15 protein-coding genes and 1 pseudogene are annotated in these 17,057 nt (G+C 67.7%); 13 read left to right on the forward strand and 3 right to left on the reverse strand.

The features are described from left to right. Window positions 1-41: 41 nt before the first annotated feature. The 10 genes from OXK16_02545 (at window position 42) to OXK16_02590 (ending at window position 10,632) form a co-directional block, all read left to right on the forward strand. Entirely contained in the window at window positions 42-1,892 is a 1,851-nt protein-coding gene (locus OXK16_02545) for an ABC transporter substrate-binding protein (protein ID MDE0374827.1), read from the forward strand. Between the two features lie 123 nt (window positions 1,893-2,015). Next, window positions 2,016-3,059, forward strand: coding sequence for an ABC transporter permease (locus OXK16_02550; GenBank protein ID MDE0374828.1), 1,044 nt, complete (start codon window positions 2,016-2,018; stop codon window positions 3,057-3,059). Next, window positions 3,056-3,886 (forward strand): ABC transporter permease, encoded by an 831-nt coding sequence (locus tag OXK16_02555; GenBank protein MDE0374829.1) that lies wholly within the window; start codon window positions 3,056-3,058, stop codon window positions 3,884-3,886. The genes OXK16_02550 and OXK16_02555 overlap by 4 nt, the downstream gene beginning before the upstream one ends. Further along, window positions 3,883-4,842 (forward strand): ABC transporter ATP-binding protein, encoded by a 960-nt coding sequence (locus tag OXK16_02560; protein MDE0374830.1) that lies wholly within the window; start codon window positions 3,883-3,885, stop codon window positions 4,840-4,842. Before OXK16_02555 ends, OXK16_02560 begins: the two co-directional genes overlap by 4 nt. After that, a complete protein-coding gene (locus tag OXK16_02565) occupies window positions 4,839-5,807 on the forward strand; it encodes an ATP-binding cassette domain-containing protein (protein ID MDE0374831.1) in 969 nt (322 codons plus the stop codon). Before OXK16_02560 ends, OXK16_02565 begins: the two co-directional genes overlap by 4 nt. Continuing rightward, window positions 5,804-7,843, forward strand: a complete 2,040-nt coding sequence (locus OXK16_02570; GenBank protein MDE0374832.1) for a hydantoinase/oxoprolinase family protein — start codon at window positions 5,804-5,806, stop codon at window positions 7,841-7,843. Before OXK16_02565 ends, OXK16_02570 begins: the two co-directional genes overlap by 4 nt. 163 nt (window positions 7,844-8,006) lie before the next feature. Then, the gene (locus tag OXK16_02575) at window positions 8,007-8,189 is read left to right on the forward strand and encodes a type II toxin-antitoxin system HicB family antitoxin (protein MDE0374833.1); all 183 of its coding nucleotides are present in this window, start codon (window positions 8,007-8,009) and stop codon (window positions 8,187-8,189) included. Then, entirely contained in the window at window positions 8,189-8,419 is a 231-nt protein-coding gene (locus tag OXK16_02580) for a type II toxin-antitoxin system HicA family toxin (protein MDE0374834.1), read from the forward strand. Before OXK16_02575 ends, OXK16_02580 begins: the two co-directional genes overlap by 1 nt. A 271-nt stretch (window positions 8,420-8,690) precedes the next feature. Next, a complete protein-coding gene (locus OXK16_02585; protein ID MDE0374835.1) occupies window positions 8,691-8,915 on the forward strand; it encodes a hypothetical protein in 225 nt (74 codons plus the stop codon). A 43-nt stretch (window positions 8,916-8,958) separates the two neighbouring features. Continuing rightward, on the forward strand, window positions 8,959-10,632 hold the full coding sequence (locus OXK16_02590) for a hydantoinase B/oxoprolinase family protein (GenBank protein MDE0374836.1): 1,674 nt from the start codon (window positions 8,959-8,961) through the stop codon (window positions 10,630-10,632). Window positions 10,633-10,672: 40 nt separating this feature from the next. Here OXK16_02590 and OXK16_02595 read toward each other — a convergent pair whose 3' ends face one another. Then, complete coding sequence (locus tag OXK16_02595; protein MDE0374837.1) at window positions 10,673-11,470, reverse strand: phytanoyl-CoA dioxygenase family protein; 798 nt, start codon at window positions 11,468-11,470, stop codon at window positions 10,673-10,675. A gap of 118 nt (window positions 11,471-11,588) precedes the next feature. Here OXK16_02595 and OXK16_02600 point away from each other — a divergent pair, with 118 nt between their 5' ends. Then, window positions 11,589-12,509: an alpha/beta fold hydrolase gene (locus OXK16_02600; GenBank protein MDE0374838.1), complete on the forward strand. Its 921-nt coding sequence runs from the start codon at window positions 11,589-11,591 to the stop codon at window positions 12,507-12,509. After that, window positions 12,506-13,690 (forward strand): hypothetical protein, encoded by a 1,185-nt coding sequence (locus tag OXK16_02605; GenBank protein ID MDE0374839.1) that lies wholly within the window; start codon window positions 12,506-12,508, stop codon window positions 13,688-13,690. The genes OXK16_02600 and OXK16_02605 overlap by 4 nt, the downstream gene beginning before the upstream one ends. Before the next feature lie 107 nt (window positions 13,691-13,797). Here the strand turns inward: OXK16_02605 and OXK16_02610 are convergent. Together OXK16_02610 and OXK16_02615 are read right to left on the reverse strand one after the other, a co-directional pair. Beyond that, window positions 13,798-14,724: pseudogene (locus tag OXK16_02610) on the reverse strand (TRAP transporter substrate-binding protein). 134 nt (window positions 14,725-14,858) lie between these two features. Continuing rightward, window positions 14,859-15,074 carry an AbrB/MazE/SpoVT family DNA-binding domain-containing protein gene (locus tag OXK16_02615; protein ID MDE0374840.1) on the reverse strand — a complete coding sequence of 72 codons (216 nt, stop codon included), beginning with the start codon at window positions 15,072-15,074 and terminating at the stop codon, window positions 14,859-14,861. Window positions 15,075-15,219: 145 nt separating this feature from the next. On the opposite strand from OXK16_02615, the gene OXK16_02620 reads away from it, so the two are divergent. After that, a complete protein-coding gene (locus tag OXK16_02620) occupies window positions 15,220-16,314 on the forward strand; it encodes an alkaline phosphatase family protein (protein MDE0374841.1) in 1,095 nt (364 codons plus the stop codon). Window positions 16,315-17,057 lie beyond the last annotated feature (743 nt).

The raw sequence follows: 17,057 nt of genomic DNA on the forward strand, positions 1-17,057 counted from the left end.
CCTGCCGAGACCGAAAAGCGAGCGAAAGCAAGGATGGAAACATGATCAGATCTCGTGTGTGGGTAGCAGCCCTTCTGGCGATGGCGCTAGTAGCGGCCGCCTGCGGAGGGGATGACCCCGAACCCGCGGCCGCCCCCACCACCGCAGCCGCCACAACTGCCACCACGGCCGCCATGGCGGAGGAGACGACCACAACGGCCGCCATGGTGGAAGAGACGACCACAACGGCCGCAGAGGTGACGACCACCACCCAGCTGACGGGAATCGAGCTGGCCGGCGGCGAGGGCAGTTGCGCCCCCGAGCCCGAGGCAGCTCCGCCCAGAGGTGTCGCTCCGGTTGACGGCATGACCATCGTCCGGGCCATCAGCGGTGATGTCTCCACCATCGACCCGCGGCGTAACTTCGAGGCTCGCGCCTCTGAGATGGTCGCCAACATGTACGACCAGCTCACCACCTTCCATCTGGTGCCGAACGCCGACGGCGTGCTGGTGGCCGACTCCACCCGACCCCAGGGTCTGCTGGCAGAGAGTTGGGACTTCAACGAGGACTGCACCTCGGTGATCTTCACCCTTCGCCAGGGTGTGAAGTTCCACCACACGGGTAACGAGATGACCGCCGAGGACGTCCGGTGGAGCTTCCTGCGGGCGGCCTACCTGGACGGGGGCGGCTGGTTCGACCATGCGGTGATCGGCCTCTACGACTTCGGTTCGGAGTCCGACATCGAGACCGCCATCACGGTCATCGACGACTACCACATCCGTTTCGACTTCAACAAGCCCACCCCGTTCCCGTTGCACGTGCTGTCCAACGCCGGAGTCACCGTCTACGACTCCGAGGTGTTGATGGCCCACGCGACCGACGACGACCCGTGGGCACACGAGTACCTGAAGACCAACGACGTCGGGACCGGCCCCTTCTACCTGGAGAAGCTGGAACCGGGCGTCGAGATCGTGCTCAAGCGCAATGACGACTACTACCTCGGCCCGGCCCAGGCGGAGCGGATCATCCTGCGGGTGATCCCCGACGCAGCCCAGCAGGCAGCCCTGCTGACCGCCGGTGAGATCGACTTCGCCGAGGCAGTGCCGGTCACCGCCATCCCCGACCTCCGCGACCAGGGCGTGAAGGTCACCACGGTCGGCGGTAACAACCAGGCCGTCATGTACATGAACCCCACCAAGGAGCCGTTCGACGACGTGAACTTCCGGCAGGCGATCTCCTACGCCTACCCGTACGATGACGTGCTGGAAGGCGTCTACTTCGGTGCGGCGAGCCGGGGTGGTGGGCCGATCCCCTCGACCACTCCCTCGTACAACCCGGACGCTCCGTTCTACAGCCAGGATCTGGACAAGGCCCGCGAGCTGCTGGCCGCCTCGTCATACGACGGCCGGACTCTGGACCTCTACATAGACGGAACGCTGGCATTCGCGCCCGAGCTGGCGATCGTGGTCCAGGCCTCTCTGGCCCAGATCGGGGTGGACGTGAACATCGTGAGGCTCGACTCCGGTCAGTTCCGCGACAACGTGTTCGCCCAGGACGGCGACGTACGGATCAACCCGATGGAGTTCTTCCTGTTCTACTTCGGGTCCGGTTCGTGGGTGAACGAGCCCCAGTACCACATGGAGCTGTTCTGGGAGCCCAACGCCTTCGCCATGCGGAGCAACTACGAGAACCCGGAGGTCACGGAGAAGCTGATCGCCGCCAAGTTCCTGAGCCCGGCCGATCCGGCGAGGGCCCAGCTCTACCACGACGTGCAGGCGCTGATGCTGGCCGACGCCCCCGCGGTGTGGCTGGCCGAGCCGCATCACATCGTGGCGTCCAGCCAGGACGTCCAGGGATTCATCTGGAGACCCGATCAGATCAACCGTTACTACTACGTGACCAAGTCGGCCTGATCACCCGGTAGTAACCCGAGGAACAACGGACAAGCCGCCGGGCCGGTACGCTGGCCCGGCGGCTTTCCCCTTTTTGGGGGACCGGTGCTGTAATAAAAGGAGAAGGCACGGGGCTAGGAGAAGATGCTCTCTTACGTGATCCGGAGGCTGGCAGCCCTCATCCCGATCCTGATCGGGGTCACCCTGCTCGCCTTCATCGTCTCCCATGCCCTGCCCGGGGACCCGGCCCGCCAGTACGCCGGCATCAACGCTTCCGAGGCCCAGGTGGAGGCCATCCGGGCACGTCTGGGACTGGACCGCTCCCTACCCCAGCAGTACTGCGTCTACATGATCGGCGACACCTGCCTGGGGGGATCCGGGAAGGGCGGCTTGATACGTGGCGACCTCGGTGACTCGATCCGCACGGGGTTCTCTGTTGCCGAGGACGTGGGCGCCAGGCTGCCGGCGACCCTCGAGATGGTGGCCGCCGGAATGCTGTTCGCCCTGCTGGTGGCCCTGCCTCTAGGGGTTTGGGCGGCGGTGCGCAAGGGCAAGCTGCTGGACAAGTTCTGCCGTTTCATCTCGACCCTGGGGGTAGCGGTCCCCGACTTCTGGCTGGCCATGATCCTCCTGCTGGTCTTCTTCATAGTCCTCCAATGGCTACCGGGACCGGTGGGACGGTTGCCGATCGGCGCGGAGCTCCCCGACGGCCCCACCGGCCTGTACCTCGTCGACTCACTGGTGGCCGGCGACTGGGAGACGTTCCGGACGGCGCTCAAGCACCTGCTCCTGCCCATGGTGGCGATCGGGTTCCCGGCCGTCGCCCCCATCCTGCGGCTCACCCGCAACGCCACCCTGTCGGTACTCAACTCCGACTACATAGCCTTCGGCCGCGCCGCCGGCCTGCGGGGGGCGCCGCTCTACCTGAAGTACGTTCTCCGCAATGCGCTGCCGGGCGCGGTGACCATGACCGGACTGATCGCCGGGTACATGATCGGCGGGGCGGTGCTGGTGGAGAGGGTGTTTTCCTGGCCGGGAGTGGGCCTGTACGGCTACAACTCCCTGGTCAACACCGACTACCCGGCCATCCAGGCCTACGTCCTGCTGTCCGCCGTCACCTACACGGTCGCGTTCCTGATCGTCGACCTGGTCCAGTCGGTGATCGACCCGCGGGTGAGGCTGAAATGACCACCCGCAGGTACGACGCGCGGCTCATAATCGGCCTGACCATGTTCGGGTTCATGGTGGCCGTGGCCGTCTTCGCGCCGCTCATCGCCCGCAACGATCCGCTCGCCATCGACCTGACCAACCAGTTCGTGCCGCCGTCGGCGGATCACTGGTTCGGAACCGCCAGCCTCGGTTTCGACGTCTTCGCCCGGGTCGTCTACGCCGCCCGCCACGACCTGCTGATCGCGGTCTCCGCTGTTGCCCTCTCCATCGCCATCGGCCACCCGATCGGGTTGCTGGTCGGTTACGTGGGCGGTTGGGGCGACTCGGTGACCATGCGCTTTCTGGACGTGATCCAGGCCTTCCCGGCCCTCGTGCTGGCGATCGGCGTGCTGGCCGCCCTGGGTCAGGGAGTCCGCAACCTGATCCTCGTGATCGGGATCGTGGGCGTGCCCACCTTCGTCCGCCTGGTGCGGGCCGAGGTCCGCTCGCTCCGGGAGCACGCCTATGTGGAGGCGGGCCGGGCGGTGGGCAACTCCCGGTCCAAGATCCTGGTGCGTTACATCGCCCCCGGGACGGTCGGCACGGTGGTCACCCAGGCGGCGGTCAGCTGCGGCTGGGCGATCCTGCTCGCCGCCGCCCTCGGCTTCATCGGCCTGGGCGTACCGCTTCCCGAGCCCGAGTGGGGGGCGATGATCGCGGAGGGCATACCCGAGATGAGGAGGGGAGGCAGCTGGTGGATCCCGGTCTTCCCCGGAATCGCCATCGCCATAACCGTGTTCTCCCTGAGCCTGATCGGTGAGTCGGTGGCCGACCTCGTGGAGCCCACCCGGAGGAAGTCACGATGAGCGCCCTCCTCGAAGTCCGGGGCCTCGAGGTGGGGATCGGCGGTCTGCCCATCCTCCGCGGCGTGGACATGGAGGTCAGGCCGGGGGAGATACTCGGCGTGGTGGGCGAGACCGGGGCCGGCAAGTCCATGACCGCCCGCTCCGTCCTCGACCTGCTCCCCGCCGCCGCCACGGTCGACTTCGCGTCCTGCACGTTCGCCGGGCAGGACTTCATCCCTCCGAAGGCCCGCCAGGAGGCCCGCGGCCACCGGATCGGCTTCGTGCCCCAGCGGCCCCGCGGCAGCCTCAACCCGGTGTTCCGGGTCGGCAACCAGCTGTCCGCCACGCTCCGCCGCCTCCGGGACATGGGCAGGCGGGAGGCGAAGGACGAGGCCCTCGGCCTGTTGCGCTCGGTGCGCATCACCGACCCCGAGCGGGTGTACCGGTCGTTCCCCCACGAGCTGTCAGGCGGGATGTGCCAGCGGGTCTGCATCGCCATCGCCCTGGCCGGCGAGCCCGATCTGATCATCGCCGACGAGCCCACCACCGGCCTCGACGTGACCATCCAGGCCGAGATACTCCGGCTGCTGGGCGAGCTGATCACCGAGCGCAACGCGGCCGGCATGCTGATCACCCACGATCTGGGGGTGGTGGCCGACGTGTGCGACCGGGTGGCGGTCATGTACGCGGGGCGGGTGGTGAACCTGGGCACCACCACCGAGATCTACCGCGAGGCCCTGCATCCCTACGCCAACCGGCTGGTGTCCATCGCCACCTCCCTCGACTCGGGCGGCACTCCCCGGGAGATCCCGGGGAGGGTCCCAAACCCTGGCGATGAGCTGGCCGCCTGCGCCTTCGCCCCCCGCTGCTTCCGGGCCGGGCCCGGCTGCTTCGACGTGGAGCCGCCCCGCATCGACCGGGACGGCCAGATCGCCTTCTGCCACCATCCCGTCAACGCCGGCGAGGTCCCGCGATGACCGCGGCCGCCGACACCCTGGCGATCAGGGACCTCACCAAGGTCTTCCGGATCAGGACGAGAGGCTTCCGCCACGCCGACCTCAAGGCGGTCGACGACGTCACCCTCTCCATCGCGCCCGGGCGCACCCTGGCCGTGGTGGGCGAGTCCGGATCGGGCAAGACCACGCTGGCCCGCCTCATCCTCCGCCTCCTGGAGCCCACCGAGGGGACGGTGCTCCTCGAGGACGCCGACATCACCGCCATGGAAGGCGCCGAGCTGGAGGACGTGCGGGGCCGGATGCAGATCGTCTTCCAGGACCCCTACGACTCCCTCTCGCCCTGGCAGACGGTGGGCCGTACCGTGGCCGAGCCGCTGCTGCTGCACGAGGACCTCACCATGAAGCAGGCATCCGGGCGGGTGGCAGAGATGCTGGAGCGGGTGGGCCTCAGCCCCGAGCACGCCCGCCGCTACCCCCACGAGCTCTCCGGAGGCCAGGCCCAGCGGGTGGGCATCGCCCGGGCCATGGTCACCGAGCCCGCCCTGGTGGTGCTCGACGAGCCCACCTCATCGCTGGACATGTCGGTCCAGTCCCAGATCCTCCTCCTGCTCCAGTCGCTCCAGGAGGAGATGGACATCTCCTACCTGTTCATCTCCCACGACCTGTCGGTGGTCCGCTACATCGCCCACGACCTGGCCGTCATGTACCTGGGCAAGGTGGTGGAGTCGGGCCCCGCCGCCGAGATATTCGCCTCGCCCCGCCACCCCTACACCGAGGCGCTGCTGCGGGCCGCCCCCCGTCCCGACCCCTCCCACAAGACCGACCACGTCTACCTGGTCGGCGAGCAGCCCTCCGCCCTGGACCGGGCCCCGGGCTGCCCCCTCTACGGGAGGTGCCCGATCGCCGAGGACGTCTGCGCCGACACCCCCCAGGTGCTGGTGGACATCGGCGCCCAACACCGCGTCGCCTGCTGGAAGCGGACTTGAAGCTACGGGTAGCAACCGACATCGGCGGCACCTTCACCGACGTGGTGGCGTACGACCCGGACCTCGGCAGGTACACCACCGCCAAGGCCCCCAGCCGCAGTGATGACCTGGCCGGAGGGGTCATGGACGCCCTCGCTCTGGTGGTCGACGACCCGTCGGGAGTCGAGTCCTTCGTGCACGGCTCCACGGTGGGCCTCAACGCCTTCCTGCAACGTAGGGGAGAGCGGGTCATCCTCCTGGCCACCAAAGGCGCCAGCGACATCTACCACGTGGCCCGGGGCAACCGCCTCGACATGTTCAACATCCGCTACCGCAAGCCCGTCCCCCTTATCCCCCGCCGCGACATCATCCCCGTCGGGGGACGGCTGGACAGCGACGGCAACGAGCTAATCCCCCTCGACCATGAAGACCTCCGCCGGGCGGCCGAGCGCATCCGCTCCGAGAATGTCCGCTCCGTGGCGGTGGCCTTCCTGTTCTCCTACGTCGACCCCTCCCACGAGCTGGCCGCGGGCGAGATTCTGGCGGAGCTGCTGCCCGAGGTGTCCGTCTCCCTGTCCTACCAGGTGGCGGCCGAGTGGCGGGAGTACGAGCGGACCGCGTCGGCGGTCATGGACGCCTACATCGCCCCCTCCGTGTCCCGCTACATGGCCGACCTCTCCACCCGCCTCACCGGCCGAGGGATGGAGGCCCCGCTGCGGGTGATGCAGTCCAACGGGGGAGTCATCTCCGCCCGCTCCGCCTCCGAACGTCCGCTCCAGACCCTCCTGTCCGGCCCGGTGGGAGGCGCGGCCGGAGGCGTGGCGCTCGCCGAGGTCCTGGACCGGCCCAACCTGATCTGCATCGACCTGGGTGGCACCAGCTTCGACGTGAGCCTGATCACCGCCGGCCATGCCGACAGCTCCCCCTCCGCCCTGCTGGAGGGCCTGCCCGTGCTCATGCCGGTGGTCGACATCCACACCATCGGGGCCGGAGGCGGATCCCTCGCCTACCAGCAGGCCGGGGGCCTGCGGGTGGGGCCCGAGAGCGCCGGCGCCCATCCCGGCCCCGCCTGCTACGGAAGGGGAGGGACCCGGCCCACCGTCACCGACGCCAACCTGTACCTGGGCAGGATCGACCCCACCTACTTCCTGGGCGGCAACCTCACCCTCGACGTAGATGCGGCCCGGCAGGCCCTCGAGGATCTAGGGGCCAGGCTGGAACTGGACGGGGAGAAGCTCGCACTCGGCATCATCGAGGTGATCAACGCCAAGATGTCCCAGGCCATCCGCACCCTCACCGTGGAACGGGGCATCGAACCCCGGGAGTTCAGCCTGGTGGCCTTCGGAGGCGCCGGGCCCATGCACGCCGTGGCGCTAGCCCAGGAGCTGGGCATAGCCGAGGTGATCGTCCCCCCCGACCCGGGCGGCTTCTCGGCCTGGGGCATGCTGCAGTCGGCGGTCCGCCAGGACTTCAGCGAGGCCTTCTTCCGGGACTTCGCCGACCTCGACACCACCGACATGGAGGCCCGCTTCGCCAGCCTCGGCGAGCATGCCGTCTCCAGCCTGCTCGGAGAGGGCGTGGGCCACGATGCCATCTCCCTCGTACGGCGCCTCGACATGCGCTACCAGGGCCAGGAGCACACCCTCACCGTCACCTTGCCCGACGGCGCCTCCCCTTCCCCAAACGGCCATCTCGCCGGCCTGCGCCGGCGCTTCGAGGACATCTACCGCGCCCGCTACGGCCACTCCAACCCCGATGCCTCGCTCGAGACCGTCAACCTGAGGCTCACCGCCCTCGGCGACGTGGGACGTCCCCTCCTCCAGCCCAACTACCGCCCCGGCCACCCCTCCGACGCGCCGTCCAAGACCACCCCGGTGCTGTTCGCCACCGGTTCCTATCCCACCGCCCGGTTCCACCGCGAGTACCTGATGCCCGGATGCGCCATCGCCGGCCCCGCCATCGTCGAGGAGGCCACCGCCACCACCGTCATCCCCCCCGAAGGCTCCGCCACCATCGACGAGTACGGCTGCCTGATCATCAAGGCCCCGCCGCTGTAGCATGCTGCTCAACCACAGCTCGCTGGCACCGCACAGGTTTTGGAGACGATCAATGCAGCACGACCCCCGTGCGACTGACACCGCCGTCGCAATAACCGCAAATGACACCACCGCAATCGCTCGATGGGCTAAGGCTGCAATCGCTCAGGCCGAGGTAGAGGCCATGAGCGATCCGGCCGGTTACTTCGCTACCGTTCCGGCCTGCAAGGGTGCGTGGGCTAGCGGGTCGACTCCTGAGGCGGCCATCCGTGAGCTCGAAGATGTTCTGGCTGATTGGGCCGAGGTTCACTTGCGAACCGGTAACCAGCCACCGCTACCTGCCATGGGCGGCATCAGCCTCGGCTGATGAGCCGACGGCTAACCCCCGTTAGCCACCGCGATCTCCTGAGGAAGCTCCGCAGCTTTGGCTGGGAAGGACCGATACGGGGATCGAAGCACTCTCATATGGTGCAGCCGGGGCGAGGATTTCCGTTGACAATCCCGAACCCCCATTCCGGTCAGGAAGTGAGCGTACCCCTGCTCCGGCAGATCCTACGCCAGGCCGGGATCTCGCGAGACGAGTGGCTGGACGGATGAGAGCACGACCCGCCGAGTGACGCAGGCTCCAGTACGGAAGCCTGCCCCGACCACTATGTAGATTCACCGCTAAGTGCCCACCGATTCGGGCCGATCATGAGCGCGAATCGCCTAGTTTCGAAGGCGCAAATCTCACAATTGGCTTCAACTGGGGATGCATGGAAGGGATTTATCGATCGTTACAAGCGACACCGCTCGCCCAACAGCTGGGTATGCCACCACCCCGTCGCGCTGCTTCCTAACGATCTACACTCAGGGTACGGTGACTCCCATGCTGAACCTCGCGGACGAGATCCAAGACGCACGTGGCAGGTACGAAGCTCTTGCCAAGAGTTTCAACGACCTCGCAGCCGAGCTCAACAAGACGTCCCATTTCCGCAGCCCTGAGGAGTATTCCAAGGCGACAACAGAACTTCGCGCCCAGTTGATCGCTATCCAGGACGAGATAGAGTCCACTGTGGCCTACATCAATCGATCGGCTGACCTCGCCGACTAGGCCGGGCAGCGAACGGTTGCCTGATGATCGGAGTTCTACCGCTATGAGACCCGACCCGATCACGATCGAGATCCTCCGGAACGCCTTCATCATGGCGGCGGAGGAGATGAACGCGGCGCTGATCCGCTCCGCCTACACGCCGGTCATCTACGAGTCGAAGGACTGCGCGGTGGCGCTCATCGACAGCAAGCACCGGGTGCTGGGCCAGTCCTCCGGGGTGCCGCTGTTCCTGGGCAACCTGGAGGCCTGCACCCTCGCCACCGAGGAGATGTTCGGGCGGTCCGTATGGGGCCAGGGCGACATCTGGATCATGAACGACGCCTACCTGACCGGCACCCACATGCACGACGTTACGGTCTTCGCCCCCATCTTCTACCAGGGCGACCTGGCCGGCTTCGCCGCCTCCCGGGCCCACTGGCTGGACATCGGCGCCAAGGACCCGGGAGTGCCGATGGATTCGGTCGAGATCTTCCAGGAGGGGGTCCGCCTGCCCCCCACCATGGTGGTGAGAAACGGCGAGCCCGTGCAGGACATCTGGGACATCATCGAGGCCAACGTGCGCTTCCCCCGCTCCGCCATCGGCGACATGACCGCCCAGTTCGCGGTGGCTTCGATCGGCGAGCACCGCCTGGGAGCCCTCTTCGACCGCTACGGGCGGGACACCGTGGAGGCTGCCGCCGAGGAGATATTCCGCCAGAGCGAGCAGCTCGACCGCGAAGCCATCCGAGCCATCCCCGACGGCGAGTACACCGCCGAGGGCTTCCTGGACTCCGACGGGGTGGGGGACGACCCGGTCCGCATCAAGGTCAGGATCAACGTGGAGGGCGAGCGCCTGCTCTTCGACCTCACCGAGGCCGACGGACCCGGCCAGGGCCCCATCAACTGCGGGGCCGTGCAGACCCTGTCCGCCTGCCGCTTGGCGTTCAAGTACCTGTTCAACTCCCATCACCCCGTCAACGGAGGCACGTTCCGGCCCCTGGAGGTGAAGACCCGGCCCGGATCGATCCTCCATGCCCGGTCCCCGGCCGCCTGCCAGTTCTACTTCACCCCCCTGGGCCTGATGATCGACCTGATCTGCTCCGCCCTCTCGCCCGCCCTGGCCGAGACGGTCCCCGCCGCCCACTACGGCGACGGCATGATCTTCCAGTTCACCGGCATCAACCCTCGGACCGACGACCTGTTCCTCGACAACGAACCGCACGTGGGCGGATGGGGAGCATCGCAGGGCCGCGACGGGGAGGACGGGATGATCTGGACCCTGTCGGGCAACTTCCACGACATGCCCATCGAGGTGTTCGAGTCCAAGTTCCCCGCCCGGATCACCGAGTACGGGTACCGCCAGGACTCGGCCGGGCCCGGCAAGTGGCGGGGAGGCAACGGCATCATCCGCGAGTACACGATGACCACCGACACCGAGATGAGCCTCTGGTTCGAACGCTCCGGCAACCCCGCCTGGGGCCTCTTCGAAGGCAAGGCCGGAGCTCCCCCCGAGGTAGTAATCAACCCCGGAACCCCCAGGGAGACCCGCCGCCTCAAGACCAACCTCATGCCCCTCCGCATTGGAGATGTCGTCCGCTGCTACACGGGCGGCGGAGGCGGCTACGGCAACCCCCTGGACCGCGACCCCCAGGCCGTGGAAGCCGACCTGGCCGACGGCCACATCTCCTCCGACTACGCCCGACGCCACCACCGCTACAACACTCGGAAAGCCACCTAGGTCTGACCGAAGGCTCCTGATCAGGGCGAGGTTTCGAGAGCTATGTCTCTCCGAACCTCTCGAAACGGCCCGTGGCATCGGCATGGGCCGCTAGCGCCGCCTCGTCGAAGTCGGCCTGCGGTCGGGGCTCGAGGTCGAAGTGCCCGTATTGGTCGACTCCCCGCACGAGCATGGCCGACTCCCGAATCCCCACGGTCTGGCGCACATGGGTGGGCAGGTAGCGGAACGCGATCCCGATGCGACGATAGGATGACGCGTTCGGCCGGGACCCGTGGACCGCCAGGACATGATGGAGCGAGATCTCCCCGGCGGACAGGCTGAGATCCACACCCTGGCTCTCGTCGACTTCCACCATCACCTCCTGTCCTCGGGACAGCAGGTTGTCCTCCCCGAAGGTGTCGTGGTGCGTGATCTGGCCCCACCGGTGGCTGCCCGCCACCACCCGGACGCACCCGTTCTCGGTGGTGCTGTCGGTGAGCCCCAGCCAGGCAGTGACCACCTCCGGAGGTTCCAGGCCCCAGTAGGTCGAGTCCTGGTGCCATGACACGAACCCCGGATCGTGCGGCTCCTTGATGAAGAAGTCGGTCGACCAGCACAGGATGTCGGGTCCGATGACCGCTTCGACGGCATCCAGGATCCGCGGATGCCGGATCAGCCGATCGAGCCAGGTCCACACCAGGTAGGTCTTGAAGCGGTATTTCTCGGGCAACCCCTGGTGCTCGGCCTCGAAGGCCTCCAGACGCCGGCGGCACTCCCGGGCCTCATCGCCCGAGAGGACGGGGATCGGGAAGTAGTAGCCGTCCCTACGGTAAGACTCGCTGATGCTGCTGCCGGACATGACCGATGCTCTCGCTGGCGAAATCCTAGCCAGGGGCACCCGGCCCCTCCCGGAGGCCTGATCCCCCTTGCTTACTGCCGCGGCCGGATGGATCTGCCCCAGGGGTAGGGTGGAAGCCGTGCTTGGATGTGTTGCCGTCCCGATGCGCCGCCCGGGGCAGGGTGTGGGGCAGGGATCAGCCGGACTGCGCCCCGCCCGCCGCCGGATCTCAGCCTCTGACGGTGCAGGACTCAGCGCCATCGTGTGGCCCGGTTCTCGCCGCACCGGGTTCCTGCTGGTCCATGGCCTCTCGTCCAACGCCCGGTTGTGGGACGACGTCGCCGGACACCTGGCGGCTAACGGCTATCCCGTAGCGGCGGTGGATCAGCGTTCCCATGGACGATCCGACCGGGTGGATGGCCCGTTCAACTTCGCGACCCTGGCCGACGACCTGGCGGCGGTGATCGAAGCGGTCTTCGCCCCGGAGACGGCGGTGGTAGCGGCCGGACAATCCCTGGGCGGCAACGTGGTCGTGGAGTTGGCCCGCCGGCATCCCCGGAAGGTGGCCGGGGCGGCGTTCATCGACGGGGGCTTCATCACCCTGAGCGACCTTTTCCCCGACTGGGAGACGGCTCTGGCCGAACTGACACCCCCCTCGTTCGAGGGCCTCACCCCGGCCGTCCTTGAGAGGAGGCTGCGGGAAGGTCACCCGGACTGGCCCGAGAGCGGCATCAGGGGGCAGATGGCCAACTTCGCCACGGCTCCTGACGGGACCCTGCGCCCCCACCTGGCCAGGGAGCACCACTTGATGCTGCTGCGTGAGATGTGGGAGCACCGCCCGGCCGAAACGGCTCCGTTCGTGGAGTGCCCGGCGCTGGTCGTGGCCGTCCACGACTCCTCGCCGGCGGGGGCAATGAGGCGCAGGTCGGTCGACCGGTTCGTCCGACGGCTGCCGAGAGGGAGGCTGATCCGGGTGGTGGCCGATCACGACCTCCACGCCCAGTACCCGCGCCGCACCGCCGGCTGGCTGGAGGAACTGGCCGGGGAGGCGATGCGTTGAGCGCCGGCCGCCTCATACTGATGGGATCGGGAGAGACCTCCAACCGGCTGGTGGCCGCCCACCGCCTGGGCATCGAGGCGGCCCGCGCCCGGGAGGTGCTGGTGCTCGACACCCCCTACGGGTTCCAGGAGAACGCCGCCATCCTGTCGGAGCGGCTGACCGGCTTCTTCCGCACCAGCCTGGTAGTGGAGGCGGGAGTGGCCTCCTACCGCTCCGCCCGCGCCGGACCGGTCGCCCTGGAACGGATGCTGGCTGCGGTGCGGCACGCCCGCTACGTGTTCGCCGGACCGGGCTCGCCGGGCTACGCCCTCGGGGTCTGGCGGGACACCGGGCTGGCCGCGGCCCTGCGCGACCTGCTCTCCGGCGGCGCCACCGTGACGCTGGCCTCCGCCGCGGCCCTGACCGCCGGGGTCAAGACCCTCCCCGTCTACGAGATATACAAGGTAGGAACCGACCTGGAATGGCTGGAGGGCTTGGACCTGGCCTCCCACCTCGGCTTGGAGGCGGTGGTCGTGCCCCACTGGAACAACACCGAGGGGCAGGGGTTCGACACCAGCCGCTGCTACATGGGCCGGCGCCGCTTCGAGATCCTGCGCGCCCAGCTCCCGGACGGGACGGGCGTGATCGGGGTGGACGAGCACACCGCCGCCATCATCGACTTCGGGAGAGGAACGCTGGACGTGCTCGGCGCCGGAGGAGTCACCCTGACCGGCGCCGATGTCACCTTCCTCGGCGACGGCGCGACCATGCCCCTCGAGACCGTGCTGGATCTCCTCCAGAGCGACCCCGCCCCGGCACCCACCCCGAGCCCCGAGCCTCTGCCCGACTTCGCCGTCGCCCTGGCCTCCGGCTCGGCCGAAGACATCGCCCGAGCCCTGCTCGAGGCTGAGACCCTCGCCGCCACCGGGTCAACACCCGCGAGAGCGGCCCTGCGAGGCATGATCCTGGAGCTGTCCGAATTGGCGGTAGAAGGCCTGATAGACCCGGAAGAGCGCGTGGGAGGACACGTCGACCTGCTGGTCGAGACGAGGGACCGCCAGCGAGCGGACAGACGCTGGGATGAAGCCGACCGGATCCGGGCGGGCCTCACCGCACTGGGGGTCACCCTCCAGGACACACCCGACGGAACCCACTGGACCCTGGAGGACACCGGCCGATCCGCCGCCAACCCGACCTCCTGACCCGATCAGATCCCCCGCCTCCGGGATCCGGTTTGAAGATCAACCGTGACAGTCAATGTCGCGTTGATACAGGACCGGTGAACCCCGAGCGACGATAGGGCGTGGTGCTAGCCGGCGGCCAGTTCCAGCATCCGTTCATACATGGCCCGGGCGTCGAAGCCGGGGTTGTCGCCGACCCAGTCGTCGACCACGCTGCGGGTGGCCTGTTTCCACTCGTCGAGTTGCTCATCGCCGAGCACGATCTTGATGATCCCGGCCTCTGCGTTCCGCTCGGCTGCGGTGATGCTGGCCCGGTCATAGAACCCGGCTGCGGCATCGGAAACGGTCCGAGCGGACACATCGTTGATGGCTGCCTGCTGGTCCGGTGCCAGGCCGTTCCAGGTGTCGAGGTTCATCACCAGGAACGATGCGAGGACCTAGCATCCACACTCGGTGCCGCTCGCGATCACTTCGGTCAGGTTGTGGGTGGCCAGGGCCGTGTCGACCGTCAGCACACCGTCGATCTCGCCGGCGTCGATAGCGGCCCGCATGTCAGGAGCGGCCATGTTCACCGGGATGGCGCCAAGGGCTCTGATCACCTCGGCCTGTACCGGGCTGGGCGCCCGCAGGGTGAGCCCCGCCAGGTCCTCCACAGCCGACGCGACACCGTCCGCCAGCCACAGGTCACCCGGACCGGTAGTCCACAGACCCAGGACCTTCACGCCGGAGTACTCGCCGCGCAAGGCCTCGAACTCCTCGTACAAGACCCACAGTGCGGCGGTTCCTTCCGCGGCGCTGCCGAACACGAAGGGCATCTCAACCACGCCGGTGGCCGGGAAACGTCCCGGCGAGTACCCCTGCAGTGCCCATCCGATGTCCTGGCCGCCCGCGGCCACGTTCTCGTAGGTATCCGCCGCCGCGCTGAGAGCCTGCTCGGGATGGAACTCCACCGCCACGGTGTTGCCCGATGCTTCCCAGACGTCCTCCGCCCACGGGTCGAGGACCTGGACACGCACCGGATGATCAGCCGCGAACGGATACCCCAAGCTGAGCATCACCGGCTCGGAATCCTCCCCACCCGCACAGGCCGCCGCCACCACAGCCAACACCACCAGCACCACCAGGACCCGCCACCGATTATCTACGTCTCCGGAGACGTCCATTGGGACACGGGCGTCGACAGCGGTGTTCACCGCCCTCGGATCTCCTCCATGTAGTCGTCGGTGTCCTTGCCGCGGTCGAGGATGGCATAGACCCGCTCGACGGGATGTGGGGCAGCGGTCCGCTTGTGGATGAGGATTCCTTGCTCTGTGGGGGTTAATTCCACTTCGACATTGTGATTCAGGCCGAATCGCTCCCGCAACCCCCTGGGAATAGTGATCTGACCCTTCTCAGACACCCGCATGATGCCTCCCGTCTGAAACCCTGCTGCGTTGGCTTCATGCTTCACCGTACCGGAACAGTCGCGGTCGTAGCTCTCGACGGACTACCGTCGAAGCCGGACCCAAGGGATATCGATTAGCACCCGAAGGACCAGACCGGCCAGGACGATGGATAACCCCATACCCTCCTACGAAGGCGCCAACCTGGCGAACCTCGCCGCCGAACTGGAGATCCGCCTCACCGGCCGTTCCCCGACCCGAGGCCTCCGTCTCGACCTGGCCGAGCTGATCCCCCACACGCGGAACTACCTACTCGTCATCATCGACGGCCTCGGCGACCTGCAACTCTCCCACCCCGCCGCGGCCACCCTCCGCCGCCATCGTCGAGCCGCCCTGTGTGCGCCGTTCCCCACCACCACGTCAGTCGGGCTGTCCGCGGTGGGCACGGCAATGGCGCCCATGCAGCACGGAGTGATCGGCTACACCCAGTGGATGCCCGCCCTCGGCACGGTCGTGAACATGCTGGAGTGGGCGGACATGGCAACGGGACAGCCCATCGACCTAGACCCGGCCGACTTCCACCCCACCCCCAACCTGCCCGAACGCCTCAGCGCGGCCGGTGTGAGAACGGTGATCTTCAAACCCACCGACCTCCTCGACACCCCGGTGAGCAACATGGTCTGCCGCGGCGCCGAACGCCACGGATACACATCCCCCTTCGACATCCGGCCGCCCGCGGTTTCCGGTGACGGCGACCGCACCCTGACCGTCGTGTACACGGCCCCCGTGGACACAGCCGCCCACGCCTACGGCCAACGCTCGCAGGCCTACAGCGCGGCCCTCTCCCAAACAGGCCAGGTGTGGGAACACCTCAGACGTTCCTTCCCGAGCGACACCACCCTCATCGGATCAGCCGACCACGGCCACTGCGACATCCCTCCCGAAGGCAAGATCTACCTGGACGAGAACCTCACCGAAGGCATGACATGGTGGGGCGACGGCCGCGTCCTCATGTTCTCCGGACCCCTCGAACCGGTACACCGGATCGCCCGCCGGACCAACGCCCAGTTCGTCAGCGCCGACCAACTACGCCGATGGCTGGGCGGAGGCCCCCGACACCCCGCCCTCACCGAACTCCCCACCGCCGCCCTCCTAGCCCCACCCGGAACAGTCATCTTTCCCCAACACCTCCCGAGCCCCTACGTAGGCCACCACGGCGGCATCACCCCCCAAGAGCTACAAATTCCCTTACTAGTCGCCTAGCCGCTGGCTCAGGTCCATCGCCGCATCGCCACACCCCTCCCTCGCAAATCCAGCTAGCCGCCACTCGCAGGCGTGGTCGAATCGGTCGGTCCGGTTGTAGTCCGACCCGACGCCGATGTTGAATCCCACTGTGCGACGCCGCGTCAACCGCTCATGGTGCCGACGACAGCACCGACATCGGAGTTGCCACTGCCACACCAGCACACCCTGATGCTCGCCGGTTGCAGGGACCAGGGAAGGGTCGACCAAGCGGCTCAACTACTACAGAATCTCTTGGCGTTGGGTGAGTATCTCCATGGTTCTGCTGCGGGCTCCGATCCACTTCCTTGTGTCCGGGCAAATCCATCCGGCGATCTCGACAAGGCCTGCCAGTCACTGGCCAAGTCGCGGTTGTGGATAGGTTCGTGGTGAGCTACGCGGTTCCGCAGCTTATGCAGCCGCGGCATCCGGTTGTGGACGTCGGACCGCACGGCTCGAGGAGCGGGCCCTCTGCCCATCAGCAGGCCTGGAAGCTGTTTCGCCGGGCGTCAGGCTGGCGAACACGATATGCTCGTGGAGTTGAGGGTCGCTCTCTCTTGAGGTGGTCTGCGGGACCCGGGCGCCGATCAGTCCCGACAGGCAACTACCCGGGGGGGGGGGGGCGGCGCGGGCGGCGGCCCGGGTGCTCTTGAGTTCATTGGGAAGGGGGCCAGATATCGGAAAACCCCCACACCGGCCCCCCCGGTTTTGGGGGCGGGATCCCC

This window comes from bacterium, assembly GCA_028821235.1.
GTDB lineage: Bacteria > Actinomycetota > Acidimicrobiia > Spongiisociales > Spongiisociaceae > Spongiisocius.

What these genes read in the sequence shown, in the direction of transcription:
- OXK16_02620 (MDE0374841.1), top strand. Translation starts at nt 15,220, where the DNA reads ATGGATAACCCCATACCCTCCTACGAAGGCGCCAACCTGGCGAACCTC.
- OXK16_02580 (MDE0374834.1), top strand. Translation starts at nt 8,189, where the DNA reads ATGAGCCGACGGCTAACCCCCGTTAGCCACCGCGATCTCCTGAGGAAG.
- OXK16_02555 (MDE0374829.1), top strand. Translation starts at nt 3,056, where the DNA reads ATGACCACCCGCAGGTACGACGCGCGGCTCATAATCGGCCTGACCATG.
- OXK16_02575 (MDE0374833.1), top strand. Translation starts at nt 8,007, where the DNA reads ATGAGCGATCCGGCCGGTTACTTCGCTACCGTTCCGGCCTGCAAGGGT.
- OXK16_02560 (MDE0374830.1), top strand. Translation starts at nt 3,883, where the DNA reads ATGAGCGCCCTCCTCGAAGTCCGGGGCCTCGAGGTGGGGATCGGCGGT.
- OXK16_02590 (MDE0374836.1), top strand. Translation starts at nt 8,959, where the DNA reads ATGAGACCCGACCCGATCACGATCGAGATCCTCCGGAACGCCTTCATC.
- OXK16_02595 (MDE0374837.1), bottom strand. Translation starts at nt 11,470, where the DNA reads ATGTCCGGCAGCAGCATCAGCGAGTCTTACCGTAGGGACGGCTACTAC.
- OXK16_02565 (MDE0374831.1), top strand. Translation starts at nt 4,839, where the DNA reads ATGACCGCGGCCGCCGACACCCTGGCGATCAGGGACCTCACCAAGGTC.
- OXK16_02615 (MDE0374840.1), bottom strand. Translation starts at nt 15,074, where the DNA reads ATGCGGGTGTCTGAGAAGGGTCAGATCACTATTCCCAGGGGGTTGCGG.
- OXK16_02545 (MDE0374827.1), top strand. Translation starts at nt 42, where the DNA reads ATGATCAGATCTCGTGTGTGGGTAGCAGCCCTTCTGGCGATGGCGCTA.
- OXK16_02550 (MDE0374828.1), top strand. Translation starts at nt 2,016, where the DNA reads ATGCTCTCTTACGTGATCCGGAGGCTGGCAGCCCTCATCCCGATCCTG.
- OXK16_02585 (MDE0374835.1), top strand. Translation starts at nt 8,691, where the DNA reads ATGCTGAACCTCGCGGACGAGATCCAAGACGCACGTGGCAGGTACGAA.